The 19,152-nt window shown below is 39.9% G+C and carries 20 protein-coding genes; 8 read left to right on the forward strand and 12 right to left on the reverse strand.

Annotated elements, in window-relative coordinates; translation table 11 throughout:
• Nucleotides 1–5 precede the first annotated feature (5 nt).
• On the forward strand, nucleotides 6–947 hold the full coding sequence (locus MR054_RS07420; protein WP_242157240.1) for a CE1 family esterase: 942 nt from the start codon (nucleotides 6–8) through the stop codon (nucleotides 945–947).
• Here the strand turns inward: MR054_RS07420 and MR054_RS07425 are convergent.
• The 6 genes from MR054_RS07425 to MR054_RS07450 all read right to left on the reverse strand — a co-directional run bounded on the left by MR054_RS07425 (nucleotide 944) and on the right by MR054_RS07450 (nucleotide 7,210).
• Nucleotides 944–2,209, reverse strand: coding sequence for an MFS transporter (locus MR054_RS07425; RefSeq protein WP_242157241.1), 1,266 nt, complete (start codon nucleotides 2,207–2,209; stop codon nucleotides 944–946). The genes MR054_RS07420 and MR054_RS07425 overlap by 4 nt on opposite strands.
• A complete protein-coding gene (recJ, locus tag MR054_RS07430) occupies nucleotides 2,202–3,911 on the reverse strand; it encodes a single-stranded-DNA-specific exonuclease RecJ (RefSeq protein WP_242157242.1) in 1,710 nt (569 codons plus the stop codon). The genes MR054_RS07425 and recJ overlap by 8 nt, the downstream gene beginning before the upstream one ends.
• 32 nt (nucleotides 3,912–3,943) lie before the next feature.
• Nucleotides 3,944–4,366 carry an OsmC family protein gene (locus tag MR054_RS07435; RefSeq protein ID WP_242083427.1) on the reverse strand — a complete coding sequence of 141 codons (423 nt, stop codon included), beginning with the start codon at nucleotides 4,364–4,366 and terminating at the stop codon, nucleotides 3,944–3,946.
• A 211-nt stretch (nucleotides 4,367–4,577) separates the two neighbouring features.
• Complete coding sequence (gene rsmI, locus MR054_RS07440; protein ID WP_242157244.1) at nucleotides 4,578–5,255, reverse strand: 16S rRNA (cytidine(1402)-2'-O)-methyltransferase; 678 nt, start codon at nucleotides 5,253–5,255, stop codon at nucleotides 4,578–4,580.
• 4 nt (nucleotides 5,256–5,259) lie between these two features.
• Nucleotides 5,260–6,525 (reverse strand): heparan-alpha-glucosaminide N-acetyltransferase domain-containing protein, encoded by a 1,266-nt coding sequence (locus MR054_RS07445; RefSeq protein ID WP_242157245.1) that lies wholly within the window; start codon nucleotides 6,523–6,525, stop codon nucleotides 5,260–5,262.
• Nucleotides 6,467–7,210, reverse strand: coding sequence for a hypothetical protein (locus MR054_RS07450; RefSeq protein WP_242157246.1), 744 nt, complete (start codon nucleotides 7,208–7,210; stop codon nucleotides 6,467–6,469). The genes MR054_RS07445 and MR054_RS07450 overlap by 59 nt, the downstream gene beginning before the upstream one ends.
• 107 nt (nucleotides 7,211–7,317) lie before the next feature.
• Between MR054_RS07450 and MR054_RS07455 the strand changes: the two genes are divergently transcribed.
• The 4 genes from MR054_RS07455 (at nucleotide 7,318) to MR054_RS07470 (ending at nucleotide 10,661) form a co-directional block, all read left to right on the forward strand.
• Entirely contained in the window at nucleotides 7,318–7,965 is a 648-nt protein-coding gene (locus MR054_RS07455) for a thymidine kinase (RefSeq protein WP_242083434.1), read from the forward strand.
• Complete coding sequence (gene alr, locus MR054_RS07460) at nucleotides 7,958–9,064, forward strand: alanine racemase (protein WP_242157247.1); 1,107 nt, start codon at nucleotides 7,958–7,960, stop codon at nucleotides 9,062–9,064. The genes MR054_RS07455 and alr overlap by 8 nt, the downstream gene beginning before the upstream one ends.
• 71 nt (nucleotides 9,065–9,135) lie before the next feature.
• Nucleotides 9,136–9,537 (forward strand): large conductance mechanosensitive channel protein MscL, encoded by a 402-nt coding sequence (gene mscL / locus MR054_RS07465; protein ID WP_242157248.1) that lies wholly within the window; start codon nucleotides 9,136–9,138, stop codon nucleotides 9,535–9,537.
• A 134-nt stretch (nucleotides 9,538–9,671) separates the two neighbouring features.
• The gene (locus MR054_RS07470; RefSeq protein ID WP_242157249.1) at nucleotides 9,672–10,661 is read left to right on the forward strand and encodes an aspartate-semialdehyde dehydrogenase; all 990 of its coding nucleotides are present in this window, start codon (nucleotides 9,672–9,674) and stop codon (nucleotides 10,659–10,661) included.
• A gap of 176 nt (nucleotides 10,662–10,837) precedes the next feature.
• Here MR054_RS07470 and MR054_RS07475 read toward each other — a convergent pair whose 3' ends face one another.
• Entirely contained in the window at nucleotides 10,838–11,794 is a 957-nt protein-coding gene (locus MR054_RS07475) for a M28 family metallopeptidase (RefSeq protein ID WP_242157250.1), read from the reverse strand.
• Between the two features lie 202 nt (nucleotides 11,795–11,996).
• Between MR054_RS07475 and MR054_RS07480 the strand changes: the two genes are divergently transcribed.
• Genes MR054_RS07480 through MR054_RS07490 form a run of 3 tightly spaced genes read left to right on the forward strand, consistent with a single transcriptional unit; the run spans nucleotide 11,997 to nucleotide 14,711 of the window.
• Entirely contained in the window at nucleotides 11,997–12,908 is a 912-nt protein-coding gene (locus MR054_RS07480; protein WP_242157251.1) for an ABC transporter ATP-binding protein, read from the forward strand.
• A gap of 41 nt (nucleotides 12,909–12,949) precedes the next feature.
• Complete coding sequence (locus tag MR054_RS07485; protein ID WP_242157252.1) at nucleotides 12,950–14,260, forward strand: phosphoribosylamine--glycine ligase; 1,311 nt, start codon at nucleotides 12,950–12,952, stop codon at nucleotides 14,258–14,260.
• A 4-nt stretch (nucleotides 14,261–14,264) separates the two neighbouring features.
• Nucleotides 14,265–14,711, forward strand: a complete 447-nt coding sequence (locus MR054_RS07490; protein ID WP_242083443.1) for a GNAT family N-acetyltransferase — start codon at nucleotides 14,265–14,267, stop codon at nucleotides 14,709–14,711.
• Here the strand turns inward: MR054_RS07490 and MR054_RS07495 are convergent, their stop codons facing one another.
• From MR054_RS07495 to accB, 5 genes are all read right to left on the reverse strand, one after another.
• Nucleotides 14,712–15,179: a 3-oxoacyl-ACP synthase gene (locus MR054_RS07495; protein WP_242157253.1), complete on the reverse strand. Its 468-nt coding sequence runs from the start codon at nucleotides 15,177–15,179 to the stop codon at nucleotides 14,712–14,714.
• Nucleotides 15,169–15,858: a monofunctional biosynthetic peptidoglycan transglycosylase gene (gene mtgA / locus MR054_RS07500; protein ID WP_242157254.1), complete on the reverse strand. Its 690-nt coding sequence runs from the start codon at nucleotides 15,856–15,858 to the stop codon at nucleotides 15,169–15,171. Before mtgA ends, MR054_RS07495 begins: the two co-directional genes overlap by 11 nt.
• A 1-nt stretch (nucleotide 15,859) precedes the next feature.
• Complete coding sequence (locus MR054_RS07505; protein WP_242157255.1) at nucleotides 15,860–16,975, reverse strand: NAD(P)/FAD-dependent oxidoreductase; 1,116 nt, start codon at nucleotides 16,973–16,975, stop codon at nucleotides 15,860–15,862.
• 236 nt (nucleotides 16,976–17,211) lie between these two features.
• A complete protein-coding gene (gene accC / locus MR054_RS07510; protein ID WP_242083451.1) occupies nucleotides 17,212–18,564 on the reverse strand; it encodes an acetyl-CoA carboxylase biotin carboxylase subunit in 1,353 nt (450 codons plus the stop codon).
• Between the two features lie 76 nt (nucleotides 18,565–18,640).
• The gene (gene accB, locus MR054_RS07515) at nucleotides 18,641–19,126 is read right to left on the reverse strand and encodes an acetyl-CoA carboxylase biotin carboxyl carrier protein (protein WP_242157256.1); all 486 of its coding nucleotides are present in this window, start codon (nucleotides 19,124–19,126) and stop codon (nucleotides 18,641–18,643) included.
• Nucleotides 19,127–19,152 lie beyond the last annotated feature (26 nt).

Consider the following 19,152-nt stretch of genomic DNA (forward strand, 5'->3'; position numbering starts at 1 on the left):
TTCTGATGGTTTCCTTTCGAAAACACATATGCTTCATTACAGGGCTTATTATAGGATGCACCTCTGTTATGGCCCAGATTGAAGAAACGCTGGTTCATGACAACTACACCCGACATTGGATAACCTACTTACCGAAGCACTATAATAAAGATCGCCAATATCCTTTGGTTATAAGCTTGCATGGTGGTGGAGGCCAGGCGAGTCAGCTTATGAAAAATACCCGTCATAGATTTAATAAATTGGCCGATGAAGAGGGGTTTATTGTCGTTTATCCCAATGGCCTGAAAAAGTCATGGAATGATAATAACAAACGTGATACTCATGGATTTGCCAGAAAAGAAAACATTGATGACGTGGGATTTATTGAGAAGATGATCGCCCATTTGGAAGCCTCATACCCGATACATCCCAAGGCGATATTCGCCTGTGGCATTTCCAATGGTGGGTTGATGTCGCAAACTTTGGCCATGGCCCTACCTCATAAAATCAGGGCCATTGGAATGGTCGCTTCCAACTTTGGGAGGGATCAAATAGAAACGTCAAAGGAGATGACCCCTTTTTCTGTCCTGTTTATTCATGGTACTGCCGATCCTATATTCCCATATGCTGAAGGTGACATTCAAGTTTTTAATACAACAAGAGGTCATGTTTTGGGTATTGAAAAAAGTTTGGCGTATATTAATGCACGCAATGGGAATGATGTAAACCCTGTAAAAACACCTATTGCCAATACGGTCTTAAAGGACAACTGCACATCGGAACACTTGAAATACCTTAATCCTGAACATCCCAATTTAAAAGTGGAGCTCATTAAGATTCATAATGGAGGCCATACTTGGCCCGGTGCTAAAACAAAACGTGTTCTCTCTAAAATAGTGGGACCTACAACGCAGGATTTTAATGCCTGTGATAAACTTTGGGCGTTTTTTAAAAGTACCTTAGACTAAACTTTTTCGTGCTCTTCCAAATCCTTTGTTAAATCTAAATTCCTGAGTACGGGATTCTTTATACCAATAGTAACGACGGTAATTAAGGTCATTACGCCACCAAAGACCACCGCAGTTACCGGCCCCAGGAGTTTGGCAGCCAATCCGCTTTCAAAGGCCCCCAGCTCATTTGAAGAACCTACAAACATCGAATTTACTGACGAGACGCGTCCACGCATGTCGTCGGGCGTTTTTATTTGTAAAATGGTTTGTCGGATAACCATGGAAATACCATCGGCTGCCCCACTTAAAAACAGGGCGAATACACTTATCCAAAACATGGATGATAGCCCAAACCCAATAATACTAAGTCCAAAAATAAATATGGATACCAATAATTTTATCCCCGTATTCTTGCTAATAGGAAGATAGGTCGTTAAGAACATGGTTAAAATACTCCCTAAAGATATAGAAGCGTTTAAAATACCAAAGCCTTTAGAACCTACTTGTAATATATCTTGTGCAAACACCGAAAGAAGCGCCACAGTTCCGCCGAATAAAACGGCAATCATGTCTAAGGAAAGTGCTCCAAGGATGGCCTTGTCACTAAATACAAACTTAACGCCCGCCTTTAAACTCTCTTTTACCGATTCTTCCGTTTTTGTATTTAAAATGGGTTTTTGTTTAATTCTAAAGGTGAGTATAAAAGCCATGCAAACCAACAGAAAGACGATTCCCAAAGTTCTGTCAACTCCCATCCAGTGAATGGAAAACCCGCCGAACAAGGCGCCTAAAACCGCTGCTGTTTTCCATGTGCTTGTACTCCAGGTAGCGGCATTGGGATATATTTTCTTAGGGACAATCAAGGCGACCAAGGAAAATATGGTTGGCCCGAAAAAGGATCGCAAGAATCCCCCAAAAAAGACCAGGGCATAGATTCCCCAAAGAATACGTGTTGTAGACCAATGCCCAACCGTTTTATCCCAGGTAAGCAGGAACAAGCCGAGGCTAATTAAGGAAAAAGCGGCAATACATAAGGCCAAAAGATTGCGTTTTTCTTTTCGGTCTACAATATGTCCTGCAAATAAGGCCATGGTAAAGGCCGGAATAATTTCCATTAAGCCGATTAAACCAAGACTTAATGGATCTTTGGTCAAACTATACACTTCCCATTCGATAACAATAAATTGCATAGACCAACCAAAGACCAATAGTAAACGCATTAATAAAAAAATATTGAATTCTTTTATTCTTAAGGCAGCGTACGGATCGTTCTTAGCCATTGTTTTGGGCTTTAATATCTCTTAACTTAAGTTGTAAACTAATATGGCCCTGCCATTCGTTCTCATCAATAGAATAGACCGTACTAAAGGGTTGTCCGGTGGAAACCATTTCTAATTTATCCCCCATGCCAAAACCTATGGCAACAAACTTATGGTTATCGGTGTTAGCCCCGGTAACCGTGAGTCGTAAATGTGTTTTGTCATCGCCAACACAACGACCATATCCTGTATCTATCAGATCGTCTGTCATAAAAATCGGGGTCATATTGCCCGGTCCAAAAGGGGCAAACTGTTTGATAATACGCCAAAGTTTCGCGTCTATTTCTTTCAACTGAATTTTGGCGTCAATTTTAATCTCGGGCATGAGTAAATGTTTATTTATGGTTCGGGACACCACATCTTCGAAGGTCTGTTTGAAGGCTTCATAATTTTCTTCTCTCAATGTTAAACCTGCAGCATACTTATGTCCTCCAAATTGCTCAATATAATCCGAACAGGCCTCCAGCGCATTATACACATCAAAACCGGAAACTGAACGTGCGGATGCCGCCAGTTTATCCCCGCTTTTGGTGAAAACCAAGGTAGGCCTATAATAGGTTTCCGTTAATCTGGAAGCCACAATGCCAATAACCCCTTTATGCCACGATTCATTATAAACCACAGTCGTATAGCGACTCTGCTCCTTAAGCACTTCAATCTGAGTCAAAGCTTCTTCAGTAATTTGCTTATCGGTATCACGTCTATCCAAATTAAATCTTTCTATTTCGGCAGCATATTGTGCCGCTAAATCATAGTTGGTTTCCGTTAATAAGGCCACAGCATGATCGCCGTGTTTCATTCTTCCAGCCGCATTTATACGTGGGGCAATGATAAAAACGACATCCGTAATGGTCAATTCACTTTTCTTAATTTGAGCAATAAGTGCTTGAATACCGACCCGTGGAAGGCTATTAATAACCTGAAGCCCAAAATAGGCCATGATTCGGTTCTCACCGGTAATGGGTACCATATCGGCCCCTATGGCAATGGCCACCAAATCAAGGTATGGTATTAAATCTTCCATCGATTTACCTTCTTTTTCAGCCAAAGCCTGAACCAATTTAAATCCTACGCCACAACCACAGAGCTCTTTATAGGGATACTTGCAATCTTTCTGTTTGGGATCTAATACGGCAATGGCTTCAGGGATGTGTTCTCCCGGTCTGTGATGATCGCAAATAATAAAATCAATCCCTCTTTCTTTGGCATATTTTATTTTATCGACAGCTTTAATACCACAGTCTAAAGCAATAACAAGGGAGAAATCATTATCGCAGGCAAAATCAATCCCTTCAAAGGAAATACCATACCCCTCCTTGTAGCGATCCGGAATGTAGGTTGCTACCGATGCTGTTCTGGTCCTCAAATAAGAACTCATTAAGGCTACGGCGGTGGTCCCATCAACATCATAATCGCCATAAACGAGGATATTCTCCTTAAGGGCCAAAGCACTTTTAATTCGTTCTACCGCCAGGGTCATGTCCTTCATTAAGTAAGGGTCATGCAGATCATCCAAACTCGGACGGAAAAATTGTTTGGCTTCCTCGTAGCTTTCAATACCCCTTTGTATGAGCAACGATGCCACCAGTGTATTCACTTGAAGGGCTTCTTTTAAGGCTTCAACTTTATGGGCTTCGGGTTTCGGTTTAAGGGTCCAACGCATATTAGGTCCTATTCGGGAAAGGGTTAAGGGTCTTACTTTTTATGGAAATGCGTACCAATGGTAATTTCGGCAAACTGACGGAACATTTCCATAACTCCGCAGTATTTTTCAACCGATAAATCAACCGCTCTTTGCAGTTTTTTCTCATTTAAATGGTCTCCAAAAAAATGAAAATCTACGGCTACCTTGTCGTAATATTTAGGATGTTCTTCGGTTAAGTTCGCTTCGATTTCAATTTTAAAATCGTCCACATCCAATTTCATTTTTTTTATTAAAGCCGCGACATCCAACCCTGAACATCCTGCTAATCCGGATAACATCAATGCTTTAGGGCGATAGCCATCCCCCTTACCACCACTTTCGGGTGCGGCATCAATAAACAGATTATGTCCTGAGGGATTGGTGCTTTCAAATTTCATGTTTCCCATCCAGGTTGTGGTTATATGATTTGCCATATGTAAAATTTATGTTGTTATTTAAATGAACCTCAAAAATACTATTAAAAAATAAATTGAATAACCCATTTCATGAAAGCAGGAACAATATCGGAAACAATGCTCTAACTTGTAATGGCAATCTGCGTATCCGGATTTTCCAATGATTGTGGCAAGACCAAATATGTCATTGGTTGTTCTGAAGTACTGATGCCATGGGTTTCCGTTTTCATCAGTATGATGTCTTCCCCGATACACATATAATGATTTCCCCTTTAGGCGGCTTATTCGTGTAGTATTCCAGGACCTCCTTACTTGTCCCTCGAATGGTTTCTTCATAGAGTTTTGTCAACTCTCGTGACACCGCTATAGGTCTATCCTCCCCAAAGTATTCACAAAAATGGGTTAAGGTTTTAAGAAGCTTATGTGGTGACTCGTAAAAAATCATGGTTCGCGTCTCCTCGGCCAGGAGGGATAATCGCGTTTGCCTCCCTTTTTTAACCGGAAGAAATCCTTCGAATACAAATTTATCGTTCGGCAGCCCTGAATTTACCAAAGCCGGCACAAAAGCTGTGGCACCAGGCAGGCATTCTACTTCAATATCGTTTTCGATACAAGCTCTGGTTAGTAAAAACCCCGGATCTGAAATGGCAGGGGTACCGGCATCACTTATTAACGCTATATTCAGTCCCGATTTTAATTTTTGTACAATGGCATGGACCGTTTTATGCTCATTATGCATGTGATGTGATTGCATTGGCGTTACAATCTCAAAATGTTTTAAGAGTTTTCCTGATGTTCGGGTATCTTCGGCCAAAATTAAATCAACCTGATTTAAAACCTCAATGGCCCTAAAGGTCATGTCCTTTAAATTACCTATAGGTGTTGGTACGAGGTAGAGTTTGCTCAATCCATTAGAGTTTTAGTTTCACTTTCAAGGTATCCAATAGGGATACAATACCAATAATTATAAACGAAAATAACAAGGATTTCAATAACCCCAGATAGCCGTTTGAGACCCTTTCAAGTAATTCAACGGTGCCCGTCCATACCATAATTGGATAAATGAGATACGGCATAACATAACAGGTTAATGTATTCGTCCCTGCAATTTTTATGGGCTTCGCCCATGACTTCAACTTTAACTTATCAACTACAAGGTATAAAATTAAAAAGCTAAACACACTTATGCCTATGCAAACCGAAGTCCATGAGGGCGTTGCTCTAATTTTAGAAAATCCACCCCAATACTCTCGCATCGCAAAGCCGTAAAGGAGAGACAGCGTGCCTAAAACGGCCAATGCTGCAATAAAAAAGTGTTCTTTATTTTGCTTTTGATATCTCAGAAGAAGACTCCCCACCAGCATCCCAGCAGCAACCGAAGCGTGCATGGAAGCACTTACCACGAGTTTAAGAGCAGGCATTGAGGTTAACGCGGTAAATTCCTGAATATTTAATAATTGGAACACAATAAAAGTGAGGATGAGGTAAATCACGTTTTTCCCAAAATAGAGGTAAATCAGGGTATTAAACAAATAGGCCCAACCAATTATTCCCAGTATGCCCCACCAATGGGTTTTCATCCATTCCATTTGATTTGCAGAACCTCCTCGATAGACCACCGCCAAAAAAATAAACAAAGTCACCCCAAGGATTTGCAAAGCCACAATTTGTTTTGTTCCAATCTGTTGAAAGGGCTTGTAATACAACCAAACCAAAAAGATAGCAATAACCATAATTATTTCCCATAGGTGTTTATTTATGATTAAGGCCTGCGCATTTATATATTCGAAATTAACCATAAAAACTCCCATGATAACCAGGGCGAGTGTCCTTTTAAAGACATGCTTTACAATGGTAGAATGACTTTCTTGCTTTTGTCTTCTCGAGGTTATGGCATATGGAATGGAAAGGCCTACAATAAAAAGAAATGCCGGGAATATAATATCCGAAAATCCAATGCCATCGACTTGAGCCGCTTTATGTTTCAACCATTCCGGAACATTGGTCAAGGTCCAGAAGTCGTTTACAAATATCATTAAAAACATGGTTAAAGCCCTAAAAACATCTATAGAGACCACTCTTTTAGAGCTAAAACTTCCGTTATTTATGGTATTCCCTTTATTCAAATTTCCTTTCAACAATTTCCATAAATCGGGTTTCGAACTCCTCAAGGTCATTCCAATTATTATAATCAGGTTTAACCATTTCTTCTATAAATTTCTTGGCTTCGGTATAGGAGGCTATGGTGTTTAATTGAGAAATGACCCGGTCATAATCTTCATTCCTGCCATCGAATAACTGCTTAATAAAAGCTATTTTATCGTTAAGGCCAATATCTAACCGGCCTTTTTTTATTTTATCATTCAGTGATTTCTTTTCATTGGACAAGCCGTTGTCGGATTTAGAAACGGGCTCAAAGATTGGGGTGTTTTCAAATCCCGCAGTAATGTCATCTAAGTTATTTTGATGTCCTTTTTTCTCAGGAATGGCGTCTTCAAAAACGATATCGATATCTTCCACATCATCAGGCATGTGGGAAACCATATCCTTGATTTTATTCATAACCGGTTCCATGATATCATCGTCTTTTACCTCGTCCAGATTAATATATATTTTGTCCTCAACTTCAATAGTATCACTTATTTTGTTATTAAAGGCTGTATCCAACATATCAAAAAAAGAGGAGTCACTTCCAATGGTCGGGATGTCCTCCTCAAAATTTTCATGAGCAAACTTTAAAACCGTTAGGGTTTCATATAAAGCAGAGACTTCGGTATGCATTTTTACGACATCTTCCTTTCCCTTTAATTTTAAAATTCTATTTGCTATACTTATCAACTCAGACTCAAGCTTCTTCTTCATTATTTTTTATTTTAAAATTAATGCCATATTGGCTTTTGATTTTTAATAAATTTACGCCACCTTTATACAAACGAATAATAGCTTTGTTTTAGTGTTAAATTTACAAAATGTTTCTTGAAAATACGGTAAATCATAAAGAACAATTTGGTTGGATTGAGGTCATTTGCGGCTCCATGTTTTCCGGGAAAACCGAAGAGCTCATTCGTAGACTCAAACGGGCTCAAATTGCAAGGCAAAAGGTGGAAATTTTTAAACCGGCCCTGGATATTCGTTATGATGAAGATATGGTGGTGTCGCACGATGCGAACGAAATTCGTTCCACACCTGTTCCTGCCGCTGCTAATATTCCCATTTTAGCGGATGGCTGTGATGTGGTTGGTATAGATGAGGCCCAGTTTTTTGATGATGAGATCGTACGAATATGTAACGATTTGGCCAATAAAGGTGTTCGTGTTATTGTAGCCGGATTGGATATGGATTTTAAAGGCAATCCTTTCGGCCCCATGCCTTACCTTATGGCTACAGCCGAATATGTGACCAAAGTTCACGCGGTCTGCACCCGAACGGGTAATTTAGCACAATACAGTTACCGAAAAGCAAAAAGTGATAGCCTGGTGTTCCTGGGTGAAGTGGAAGAATACGAGCCCTTAAGCAGAGCAGCCTATTATAAAGTGACCATGCGTGACAAAATACGTAATATGAAGGTGAACGATGCCGAGGAAATTATCCCTAAAACGAAGGAACCTGATGCCTAAAGCGCAAGAAACCGTACTTGAAATAGATTTAAATGCACTCAAACACAATGTTGCACACCTTAAATCTAAACTCCAAAAAAACACGAAGTTCTTAGCCGTTGTTAAAGCTTTTGCTTATGGCAGTGACGCCTGCGAGATAGCCCAATTTTTAGAGGAACTCAAAATAGATTATTTTGCAGTAGCTTATGTAAAAGAGGGTATCGCATTACGAAAAGCTGGCATTAGGACCCCTATTCTGGTCCTTCATCCACAAACCGCTAGCCTTACCGAACTGATTGAATATGATCTGGAACCCAGTTTGTATAACGCTAAAATTTTAACCGCGTTTTTAGATCTGGCCTTAGCTAAAAACCAAAAGAATTATCCTGTCCATATCAAATTTAATACCGGATTAAACCGATTGGGCTTTTGGGAAAACGATGTGGAGTATGTCCTCTCTAAGATAAAAACATCTCCTGTTAAAATCGCTTCAATTTTTTCGCATTTGGCGGCAAGCGAGGACCTTAACGAAAAGGAATTTAGCTTGGGGCAAATAGAAATGTTTAAAACTATTACCGAACAGTGTATTCAAAAGATTGGATACCGTCCTATGTTACACATGTGTAACACATCGGGTATTTTAAACTATCCGAAAGCCCATTTTGATATGGTGCGATGTGGTATAGGATTATATGGCTATGGAAATTCTAAAACAGAAAGTGCAAACCTGAAACCCATTGCGACATTAAAAACCATTATTTCTCAAATCCATTTCATAGAAAAAGGGGAAAGTGTGGGCTATAACAGAGCATTCAAATCAGAGTCCATTGCAAAAACAGCCACCTTACCCATTGGCCATGCCGATGGTATTTCAAGAATTTACGGTAATGGAAAAGGATTTGTAACCATAAATGGGCAAAAGGCTCCAATAATAGGACATGTTTGTATGGACATGATTATGGTCAATATTACCCATGTCCATTGTAGTGAAGGTGATGAAGTTATTGTTTTTGGTGGCCAATCCACCTCTGCTGAAGCCTTGGCTGAAGCAGCCGGCACCATATCATATGAGCTTATTACCAGCATATCTCAGCGGGTTAAACGCGTGCTCCTTAAATAATTCCTTAACATAGGTTAATTTACCGTCTTTTTTAAGTATTTTAGTCAGGTACTAACTAAAAATTTATCATTATGCTTAAAGAATTTAAAGCGTTTGCAATGAAAGGCAACCTGGTTGATATTGCCGTTGCTTTTGTAATGGGTGCTGCCTTTAACAAGGTGGTCAGCTCTTTTACCGGAGGCATTGTCTCTCCTTTAATAGGATTAATTTTTAAATCGGATTTTAAAGACCAGAAATGGATTATTTCTGAAGGCACATTAAATGATGCCGGAGAAAAAGTGGGTGAAGTGGCCGTTATGTGGGGCGACTTTTTAACAAATACCATAGACTTTATTATTGTTGCCTTTGTGATGTTTATGCTTATAAAAGGCCTTAGTCAAATGAAGAAAAAGGAAGAACCGGCTCCTGCACCTCCTGCTGGTCCAACCCAAGAAGAATTACTTGCTGAAATAAGAGATTTATTGAAAAAATAACATCTTGTTAAATATATAACTTAGTGTTATTTGTTGTTAAAAAGCCTTCATTCCATTAAAAATGAAGGCTTTTTATACGTCCCATATTTTAAATATTGTATAATTTTGTCGCTCAAATTCTAAATGTAATAAAGATGAAAGTAGCTGTTGTTGGTGCCACTGGTATGGTTGGAGAAGTCATGTTAAAAGTATTGGAAGAGCGTAAATTCCCGATTACTGAATTAATCCCTGTAGCTTCTGAAAGGTCGGTAGGTAAGATCATTTCCTATCAGGGAAAAGAATATAGTGTCGTTGGTTTAGAAACAGCCGTTTCATTACGCCCGGACATTGCTTTATTTTCGGCTGGCGGAGGTACCTCCTTGGAGTGGGCTCCTAAGTTTGCTGAAGTCGGAACAACTGTAGTCGACAACTCATCGGCATGGCGTATGGATCCTACCAAAAAACTGGTCGTCCCGGAAATTAATGCGAACGTCCTAACAAAGGAGGATAAAATAATTGCTAATCCCAATTGTTCAACCATCCAAATGGTTATGGCCTTGAATCCCCTTCATAAAGCCTATAAAATGAAACGCGTTGTTGTCTCTACATACCAATCGGTTTCCGGAACAGGCGTTAAAGCCGTGCGACAATTAGAAAATGAAATCGCAGGTATTGAAGGTGAAATGGCCTATCCATACCCTATTGGCAGAAATGCCTTGCCGCACTGCGATGTGTTTGAAGAAAACGGCTATACCAAGGAAGAAATGAAATTGGCCAAAGAGCCACAAAAAATAATGAACGACAGTAGCTTTTCCGTATCGGCTACTGCTGTAAGAATCCCGACTGCAGGTGGACACAGTGAATCGGTAAACGTTGAGTTTGAGAACGATTTTGATTTAAGCGAGGTGCGCCAACTACTCAGCGAAACCCCGGGAGTGGTGGTTCAGGATAATACAGATACCAATACGTATCCCATGCCTATTTATGCACATAACAAGGACGAGGTTTTTGTCGGTAGAATTAGAAGAGATGAATCGCAACCCAACACCTTGAACATGTGGATAGTTGCCGACAACCTCCGCAAGGGTGCGGCTACCAATACCATCCAAATTGCGGAGTACTTAGTGGAACATCATTTAGTGTAATGTAACCTTTTTGCTGGTTAAAAGAGGGATATAAAGAGGCTTCGCCGCGGTCAGGTTGAGCGCAGTCGAAACCTATGGTTAGGTTAGCTATAATTGAAAACCTTTGGACAAAATCTGTACCGAATGAAGGCGACGTTTACTGTGTGACAGATCAATGCCGTTTTAAACTCCCTTTTTTATTCCTGATAAATAAAGGACATGGCCTCCTCGGATTCGGCTTTCCTTAAAATCACCTGCGCTATATATTCACAAACCTGCTTTTGACCTTCAAAATTTATAAAATCAACCGTATCCTCAGGGGTATGGTATTGCGGATGTCCACCGGTATGCATGCCTAAAACCGATATGTTCTTTTTATAAAACGACACATGATCCGATCCACCAACCGATCCGGCATGGACAATAGGGGTTAACCCCAGGGATTCCCCCAAAGACCTCATAAACTCCACACCATTAGGAAAGGTTCCGGCCCCTCCCATATAAACCTGCTTTTCGGTATTCATCCTACCCACCATATCCATGTTGATCATCAATTTTAGCTGGGACAAACGAACTGGGGGATGATTCACGAAATATTGGCTTCCCAATAAACCTTGTTCTTCCGCGCCAAACGCAACAAAAATGATACTGCGTTTGAGTTTCCCCTTTTGGGACATGATGTATTCCGCAATCTCCAACAAAGCCGCTGTCCCACTGGCATTATCATCTGCCCCATGATATACCACACCGCGTTTCTCCGATTTTGAGGACGGGCCCCCAAGACCTAAATGATCATAATGGGCCCCCAGCACCAAAAACTCCCTTTTTAATATGGGATCATTCCCTTCAATAAATCCAATGACATTCCATGTTTTGGCGTCTTTTACCGGTTGGTTCTTATCCGCCTTTAGTTTGGCAACAAATTTTTGCTTATATCCATTCTGAAAGGACTTTAATCCAAGTGCTCTAAATTCCTTTCTTATATAACGCACAACTTGTCTGTTGGCATGACCCCCGGGAGCACGACCTGCATTGTCGTTCGATGTTAAAAATAACATATGGGCATGGAGTTCGTTTACGGTTATCCCATCCTGTGAAAACATGCTGAAACAGAACACATGAATTCCTACCAAAAAAACATATTTTACAATCATGGTCAAATCATCTCATTATCCCCCAAAGATATAGAATATGCTCTTTGATTTTACTTTTGGACTTATCATAAATTCTTCTAAATCATTTGTGTATTTTTGAAGCGGGGTTTCGAGATTATCCTCATGGGTAATTATTAACCCAAAGACCCGAATTAGAGGTTGTTTTCTAGGTTTCGGATTACTATTTTATACCTTTTCAATTATGCTCATTGTTAAAAACCTTTCTTTTTCTTATAACAAAGCACTTGTTTTAAATGACATTTCATTTCAGCTAAAACCAGGTGAAATCCTTGCTGTTATTGGTGAAAGTGGCTCCGGTAAAAGCACCTTGCTAAAATTACTATACGGTGAATACGATTTAAACCAAGGCCATATGTTCTGGAATGATCAGGAAATTTTAGGACCAAAGTATAATCTCATTACCGGTCCCGAATATATGAAATATGTCGCTCAGGAATTTGACTTGATGCCATTTACAACAGTTGCTGAGAACATAGGTGCTTTTCTTTCAAACTTTTACCCAGAAGAAAAAGAGAACCGTATACGGGAATTATTGGAAGTGGTTGAACTCACGGAACACTCCCAAACCAAAGTAAAACATCTGAGTGGTGGACAAAAACAGCGGGTTGCCCTAGCCAAGGCCTTGGCAAAACAACCGGAGATATTATTGCTCGATGAACCGTTTAGCCATATCGATAATTTTAAAAAACAATCCCTACGCCGAAGTTTATTCCGATTTTTAAAGAAGGAAAACATAACCTGCATTGTGGCGACTCACGATAAAAACGATGTTATGTCCTATGCCCAAACCATGATTGTTCTGGAGAATACAAAGGTCATTGCCAACAACATCCCGGAGGCCTTGTATAATAATCCTATTAACCCCTTGGTTGCTTCTTTTTTTGGTGAATTTAACACCATTGAAAATGAAATTATTTATGCCCATCAACTTCAGGTTGTCAAACAGTCCAACTTAAAGGTTACCGTTGAGCACTCCTATTATAAAGGCACCCATTACTTAATTGCAGCCGATTATAACGGCAAAACCCTATTCTTTGAACATCCATCACGCCTTAAAAAAAATTCCACCTTGTTTTTAACAATCAATCGTTAAATAGCATACATTTGCGCCATTAAATTTCTGTTTTATAGCAGTTGAAAAAGGCACCTATTGTCAAAAATTCCTCCGTAAAAAGAGCGTTTCTTTTTATATCAAAGTGGGGAGAAATACTCGATATTGCACACGCAATTCAAAAAGAAGGTCATTTAGTAAAACTTTTTATTGATGACAAACCCTCCAGGGAAATCGGATATGGATTTGTTAAAAAAGTCACTAATTGGCAAAACCATATTGACTGGGCAGACGTTATCGTTTTTGATTATAATGGATACGGTGAGATATGTGATGCGTTAAGGGCTTCCGGAAAATTAGTCTTTGGTGGTTCGGCATATACGGATTTGTTAGAACTCGATAGAAACTTTGGCCAACAAGAGCTTAAAAGGCATAAAATAAAAACCCTGCCCTTTAAAGAGTTCTCCAATTTCCAGGATGCCATAACCTATGTTGAGCAAAACCCTGATGCCTATGTCATTAAACCATGTGGTGAAATTCAGGATCTCAAACAATTATTGTTTGTAGGCAGTGATGATGAAGGTCTGGATATCATACGCGTGCTAAAGGCCTACGAAAAATCATGGGGTAACACCTTTGGCAATTTTCAATTACAAAGAAAAGTTCGTGGGGTTGAGGTATCGGTGTCTGCTTTTTTTAATGGCAATCACTTTATAAGGCCCCTTAATGTAACCTTCGAACATAAAAAACTATTCCCAAATGAGCTTGGCGTATCCACCGGTGAAATGGGATCTAGTATGTTTTGGGTTAACCACTCTCCTATTTTCGATGCCACGCTTAAGAAATTCGAAGGCTCACTAGCGAGGAACCATTTCGTGGGACACATTGATATTAACTGCATTGTAAACGGGAACGGGATTTATCCTCTGGAATTCACTTCACGGTTTGGATACCCTCAGGTTTACATCCAAAGAGATGGCATAAACGAACCTCTGGGCAACCTGATTTATAAAATTGCGTGTGGTGACACCTTTGTTTTCAACACTAAAAAAGGGTTCCAAATTGGGGCCTATATTGTAGTGCCCCCATTTCCGTACACCGACAAAAAGAGCTTTGATCTCTTTTCAAAAGACTCTGTTATAATTTTCAAAAAAGAACTTAAAGAAGGCGTTCATCCCATACATCTGAAATGCATCAATAACGAATGGCTCATTACCGGTAATACAGGTATCGCCCTTCTTATTACGGGAATTGGTATTACCATGAAAGATGCCAGACGTATGATGCAAAACCGAATTGACAACATTATTGTGAATAACAGTTATTACCGAACGGATATTGGTAACCGATGGATTGAAGATTCAGATAAACTTTGGGCCTGGGGCCTGTTATAAAAACATGAAACTCCTTTTTAAAAAAAACAGGGTTCCCCATCGGTTTTTTAGGATATTACCCTTAGACTGGAAAAACAGCATCGTTCCACAATGGCCCAATTATAAGGCATCCTCCTCCATTTATGTCATTGAATGCGATGGTCAGGTTATTGCAGGTGGTATTGTATTTTCTAAAACCCCACCTCATGCCACACCCATCGAACTGGAGTACAACTATTTGTTCAAAGCGAATTATTTGTACATAGGCTACTTATATGTATTGCCGGAATTCCGCAACAAAAATATAGCCAGCAAATGGCTGGAAGCCGTAAAAAACCGGTATGACAAACAAAAATTTTGGTTGACCATTGAGGTTTTCGATTTAAAATTTTTTTATGAAAAAAACGGATTTAAGCTTATGGACTCCAGTCCCTGTTTACATTCCGATGAATGGGTTATGATATCAGAATAGTTATATGATGTGATCTATCTTAATGGGGTCTCCTTTAAAAACAATATGATCTCCCACAGATTTTCCCATGAGTAATTGCCCAATAGGCGTATTCGCTGAAATCGCATAGAATATCCGGTCATGGACTTGCAACATTCCGGCACTTATTGCTATAAAATAATTAGCCCTATTCGTAAATACCACGGCCCCTAAGCCTACCTTTTTTGTTGTATTTATGACATTTATCTTAGCCAAAACCATGATGGTTTTTTGAATTTCAGCCAACTGCTGCCCCAATTTCTCCCGTTCTAATTGCACCATGGCACGACCGGTTTCGTGCTTGTCCCCGGCGCTACTTTTTGTTTCAGAATTTAAGGATTGCTGTAACTCCGTGATGGTGGTCTTTATCCTAAGGAGCTTCGCTTGCATAATGGCCTCACAGGCCTTATAGAGCTCCTGTTTTAATCCTATGGTGATATTATTTGCCATCGTATGTTAAATTTCCATATATCCCCATTTGCCTCACAATCCAGGCCTTTCTGCCTTGAATGTAATGAGATGCCGGATTGGCCTTATAGTTTCTTGGGTTTGGTAAAATGGCAGCGATGGCGGCAGCTTCATCCTTTGTCAGTTTCCCAGCAGATTTCCCAAACCAGTGTCTTGAGGCAGCTTCAATCCCATAGATACCCTTACCCATTTCTATACTGTTCAAATACACTTCCATAATTCGTTCCTTAGACCAAACCAATTCCATTACAAAGGTGAAGTAGGTTTCCAATCCCTTTCGAAGCCAACTGCGTTGGGGCCATAGAAATACATTCTTAGCGGTTTGCTGACTTATAGTACTCCCGCCTCTAATACGATGTCCCTTTTTATTTTCGCTTATGGCCCGTTCAATCGCTTTTAGATCAAAGCCATTATGCCCTACAAAATGTTGATCCTCGCTACAAATAACGGCAAGTTGAATGTTTCTGGATATCCTATCCAGTGGTACCCAATCATGGTTCCAGGATGTTTGGGTTTGGGATGTCTGACCTTCAGCATAACGAATAACCATGAGTGGTGTTAATGGTACCGGTAACCATTTATATAACAGTATCCAAAAAAAGGACAGGACCAAAAACCAGAGAACACATTTATAAAAAAACTTGAATAACCGTCTTAACATATCAATCCCATACTTCCGCTAATTCCTTCCCTACCAAACTTCCAATAGCCACCCCCATTCCTCCAAGCCGTACAGCACAAGACACATGATTCCCTAATGGTTTTACAATCGCTTTCTTTTGATTCCCAACCCCCATAATACCACTCCAACGATGTTCAATTTCAAAAGGTGTTTCGGGTAAAATGATCTCCTTTAAAAGTGTTTCCAAATGAGATTGAATCGGTTCTGTTTGTTTCATTTCAACAGTTTCCTCACCTTTAAAATCCAGATGCCGGCCACCACCAAAAAGAATTCTGTGGTCTATATTCCTAAAGTAATAAAACCCTCTGTCCATATGAAATGTGCCCTTAATATGTAAGTTCTTAATAGGTTTGGTAATCAAAACCTGAGCTCTTGCCGGTTTTACCCCTTTGATGTGCAATGTTGAAGCAAATCCATTGGTAGCAATAAGTAATTTGGATGTCGAAAAGGTGAACAGATTGGTTTTAACTTTAACCGAATGGGTGTCTTCTGAAAAATGTTCAACGAATAGGTTATATAATATTTTAATGCCTTTAGACTGAACTTTCTGCAATAAGGCGGCCATCATCATTCCCGTATCGAGTTGGCCTTCAAAGGTGTTAAAAATATACTTGTCCTTGATGTTTTTAAAATTAAATACGTTGTTTTTTACACTAAACACATCTTGCTTAAAAATAGGTTCAAGTAACTGGTTGATCTCTGTCTTTTTTGACATACAGCATTCAAAATGTGCCGTGTCGGCCTTCATAAAGAGCTCATACCCCCCAAATGGTTGGTAGTTCATTTTCTTATCTCCCAAAATTTCCCTTAACAACGCCAGCCCAGCAACACGCCTTTTAACTAATGCAAAAACCTCCCCTTCTGTATGTGTTTTTAAATCGTCTAATATCTCGCTTAAACTCCCAAAACATGCAAATCCGGCATTTTTTGTACTGGCCCCTTGTGGCAGAACCCCTTTTTCCAATATTAAAATCTTGGCTTTAGGAAATCGTGATTTTAAAGATAAGGCACAGTTTAAACCCACAATGCCACTGCCAACTATAGTAAAGTCTACATTGGTAAGCCATGTCTTAATTTCCCAGTAGGATAAGTCCAAAATATGTGTATTAACCAGATGTAAAAATAGTGAATTTCTTAGTTAATGAACTGTTTAGTTGTGGAGCTTATCCTACCACCCCATACTAAGTCTGGCAGCATGGAGTCCTTCGTCTACGATACAAATCGCCCTGTTCGGTATTTTCGAATTCTTAAAAACCCTATTTATGCCCATCGGTCCTCCTTCAGCACCCATTCAAAAAAAAAACTCCGAAAAGAGATTTCGGAGTTTTAACACTATTCTTCTATTTGTTTTTCCATGACAAAATCTTCCATGAATTTCGTGGTGTAATTCCCAGCTAAATAATCCGGATGATCCATCAACTGACGGTGAAAAGGAATGGTTGTTTTTATCCCTTCAATGACAAACTCGTCTAAAGCACGTTTCATTTTGCTTATGGCTTCTTCACGTGTTTGAGCAGTGGTGATGAGTTTGGCAATCATGGAATCGTAATTTGGCGGGATGGTATACCCTGAATAAACATGGGTATCTAATCGTATCCCATGTCCCCCGGGGGCGTGTAAAGTGGTTATTTTTCCCGGTGAGGGTCTAAACCCATTAAAGGGGTCTTCCGCATTTATTCTACATTCAATAGAGTGTAGGTTTGGCGTATAGTTTTTACCTGAAATAGGCACGCCAGCCGCCACTAAAATTTGTTCACGTATCAAATCAAAATCAATAACTTGTTCGGTAATGGGGTGTTCTACCTGTATGCGCGTATTCATTTCCATAAAATAGAAATTGCGATGTTTGTCCACCAAAAACTCTATGGTTCCGGCACCTTCATACTTTATATATTCAGCGGCTTTAACAGCAGCTTCACCCATTTTTTTACGAAGTGCCGATGTCATAAATGGAGAAGGCACTTCTTCCGTTAGCTTTTGGTGTCGGCGCTGTATGGAACAATCCCTTTCCGATAAATGACACGCTTTGCCACGAGAATCTCCTACAACTTGAATTTCGATATGGCGAGGTTCCTCAATAAGCTTTTCCATATACATGTCGTCATTCCCAAAGGCGGCTTTACTTTCCTGACGTGCAGATTCCCAGGCGGCTTTAAGATTTTCTTCTTTCCAAACCCCGCGCATGCCTTTACCGCCACCTCCAGCGCTAGCTTTAAGCATAACAGGATATCCTGTTTTCTTTGCTACTTTTTTGCACTCCTCAAAATCTTTGATTACACCATCGCTTCCGGGTACACAAGGCACTCCGGCAGCTTTCATGGTGGCCTTGGCATTGGCCTTGTCTCCCATACGGTCAATCATGTCGGCAGAGGCTCCTATAAATTTAATACCGTGATCCTCACAAATTTTAGAGAATTTAGCGTTTTCCGATAAAAATCCATACCCTGGATGAATAGCATCGGCATTAGTAATTTCGGCCGCAGAAATTATATTAGACATCTTCAAGTAAGATTCTGTACTAGGAGGGGGTCCTATACAAACAGCCTCATCTGCAAATTTTACATGCAAGCTTTCTGCATCGGCAGTGGAATAGACGGCCACGGTTTTTATACCCATCTCCTTACAGGTTCTAATGACACGCAGTGCAATTTCTCCTCGGTTGGCGATTAATATTTTTTTAAACATAACGTAGTGGTATTTAAAATCTCAAAATTCCAAATTCCAACAAATTGGGATTTGTGTTTTGGAATTTTAAATTTGGTTATGACGGATCTATTAAAAATAAGGGTTGATCAAATTCTACGGGAGAGGCATCATCCACTAAAATCTTAACCACTTTTCCTGAAACTTCAGATTCGATTTCATTGAACAGTTTCATGGCTTCGATAATACACAATACATCTCCTTCAGCTATGGTTTGCCCCACCTCAACAAATAACGGTTTGTCCGGTGATGGTTTTCTATAAAATGTTCCTATTATTGGCGATTTAATCGTGATGTATTTTGAGTCTTCTGATGCCGGTGCGGCGGCAGGTGCAGCCGGTTCTGCTGCTACGGGAGGCGGTACAGGCGCAGCCACTTGCTGCATTTGTGGCATGGGAGCGGCCGGAACCTGATGTACAACAGTCGTATCTGAATCTCCTGCTGTTTTAATAGTAATTTTTATGTCATCCATTTCAAGTTTAACCTCACTTGCCCCAGATTTTGCAACAAACTTAATTAAGTTTTGAATCTCTTTAATTTCCATAATGTGCTATTTTGGTAATTGGTTAT

Source organism: Aestuariivivens sediminis, from assembly GCF_022662105.1.
GTDB classification, from domain to species: domain Bacteria; phylum Bacteroidota; class Bacteroidia; order Flavobacteriales; family Flavobacteriaceae; genus Aestuariivivens; species Aestuariivivens sediminis.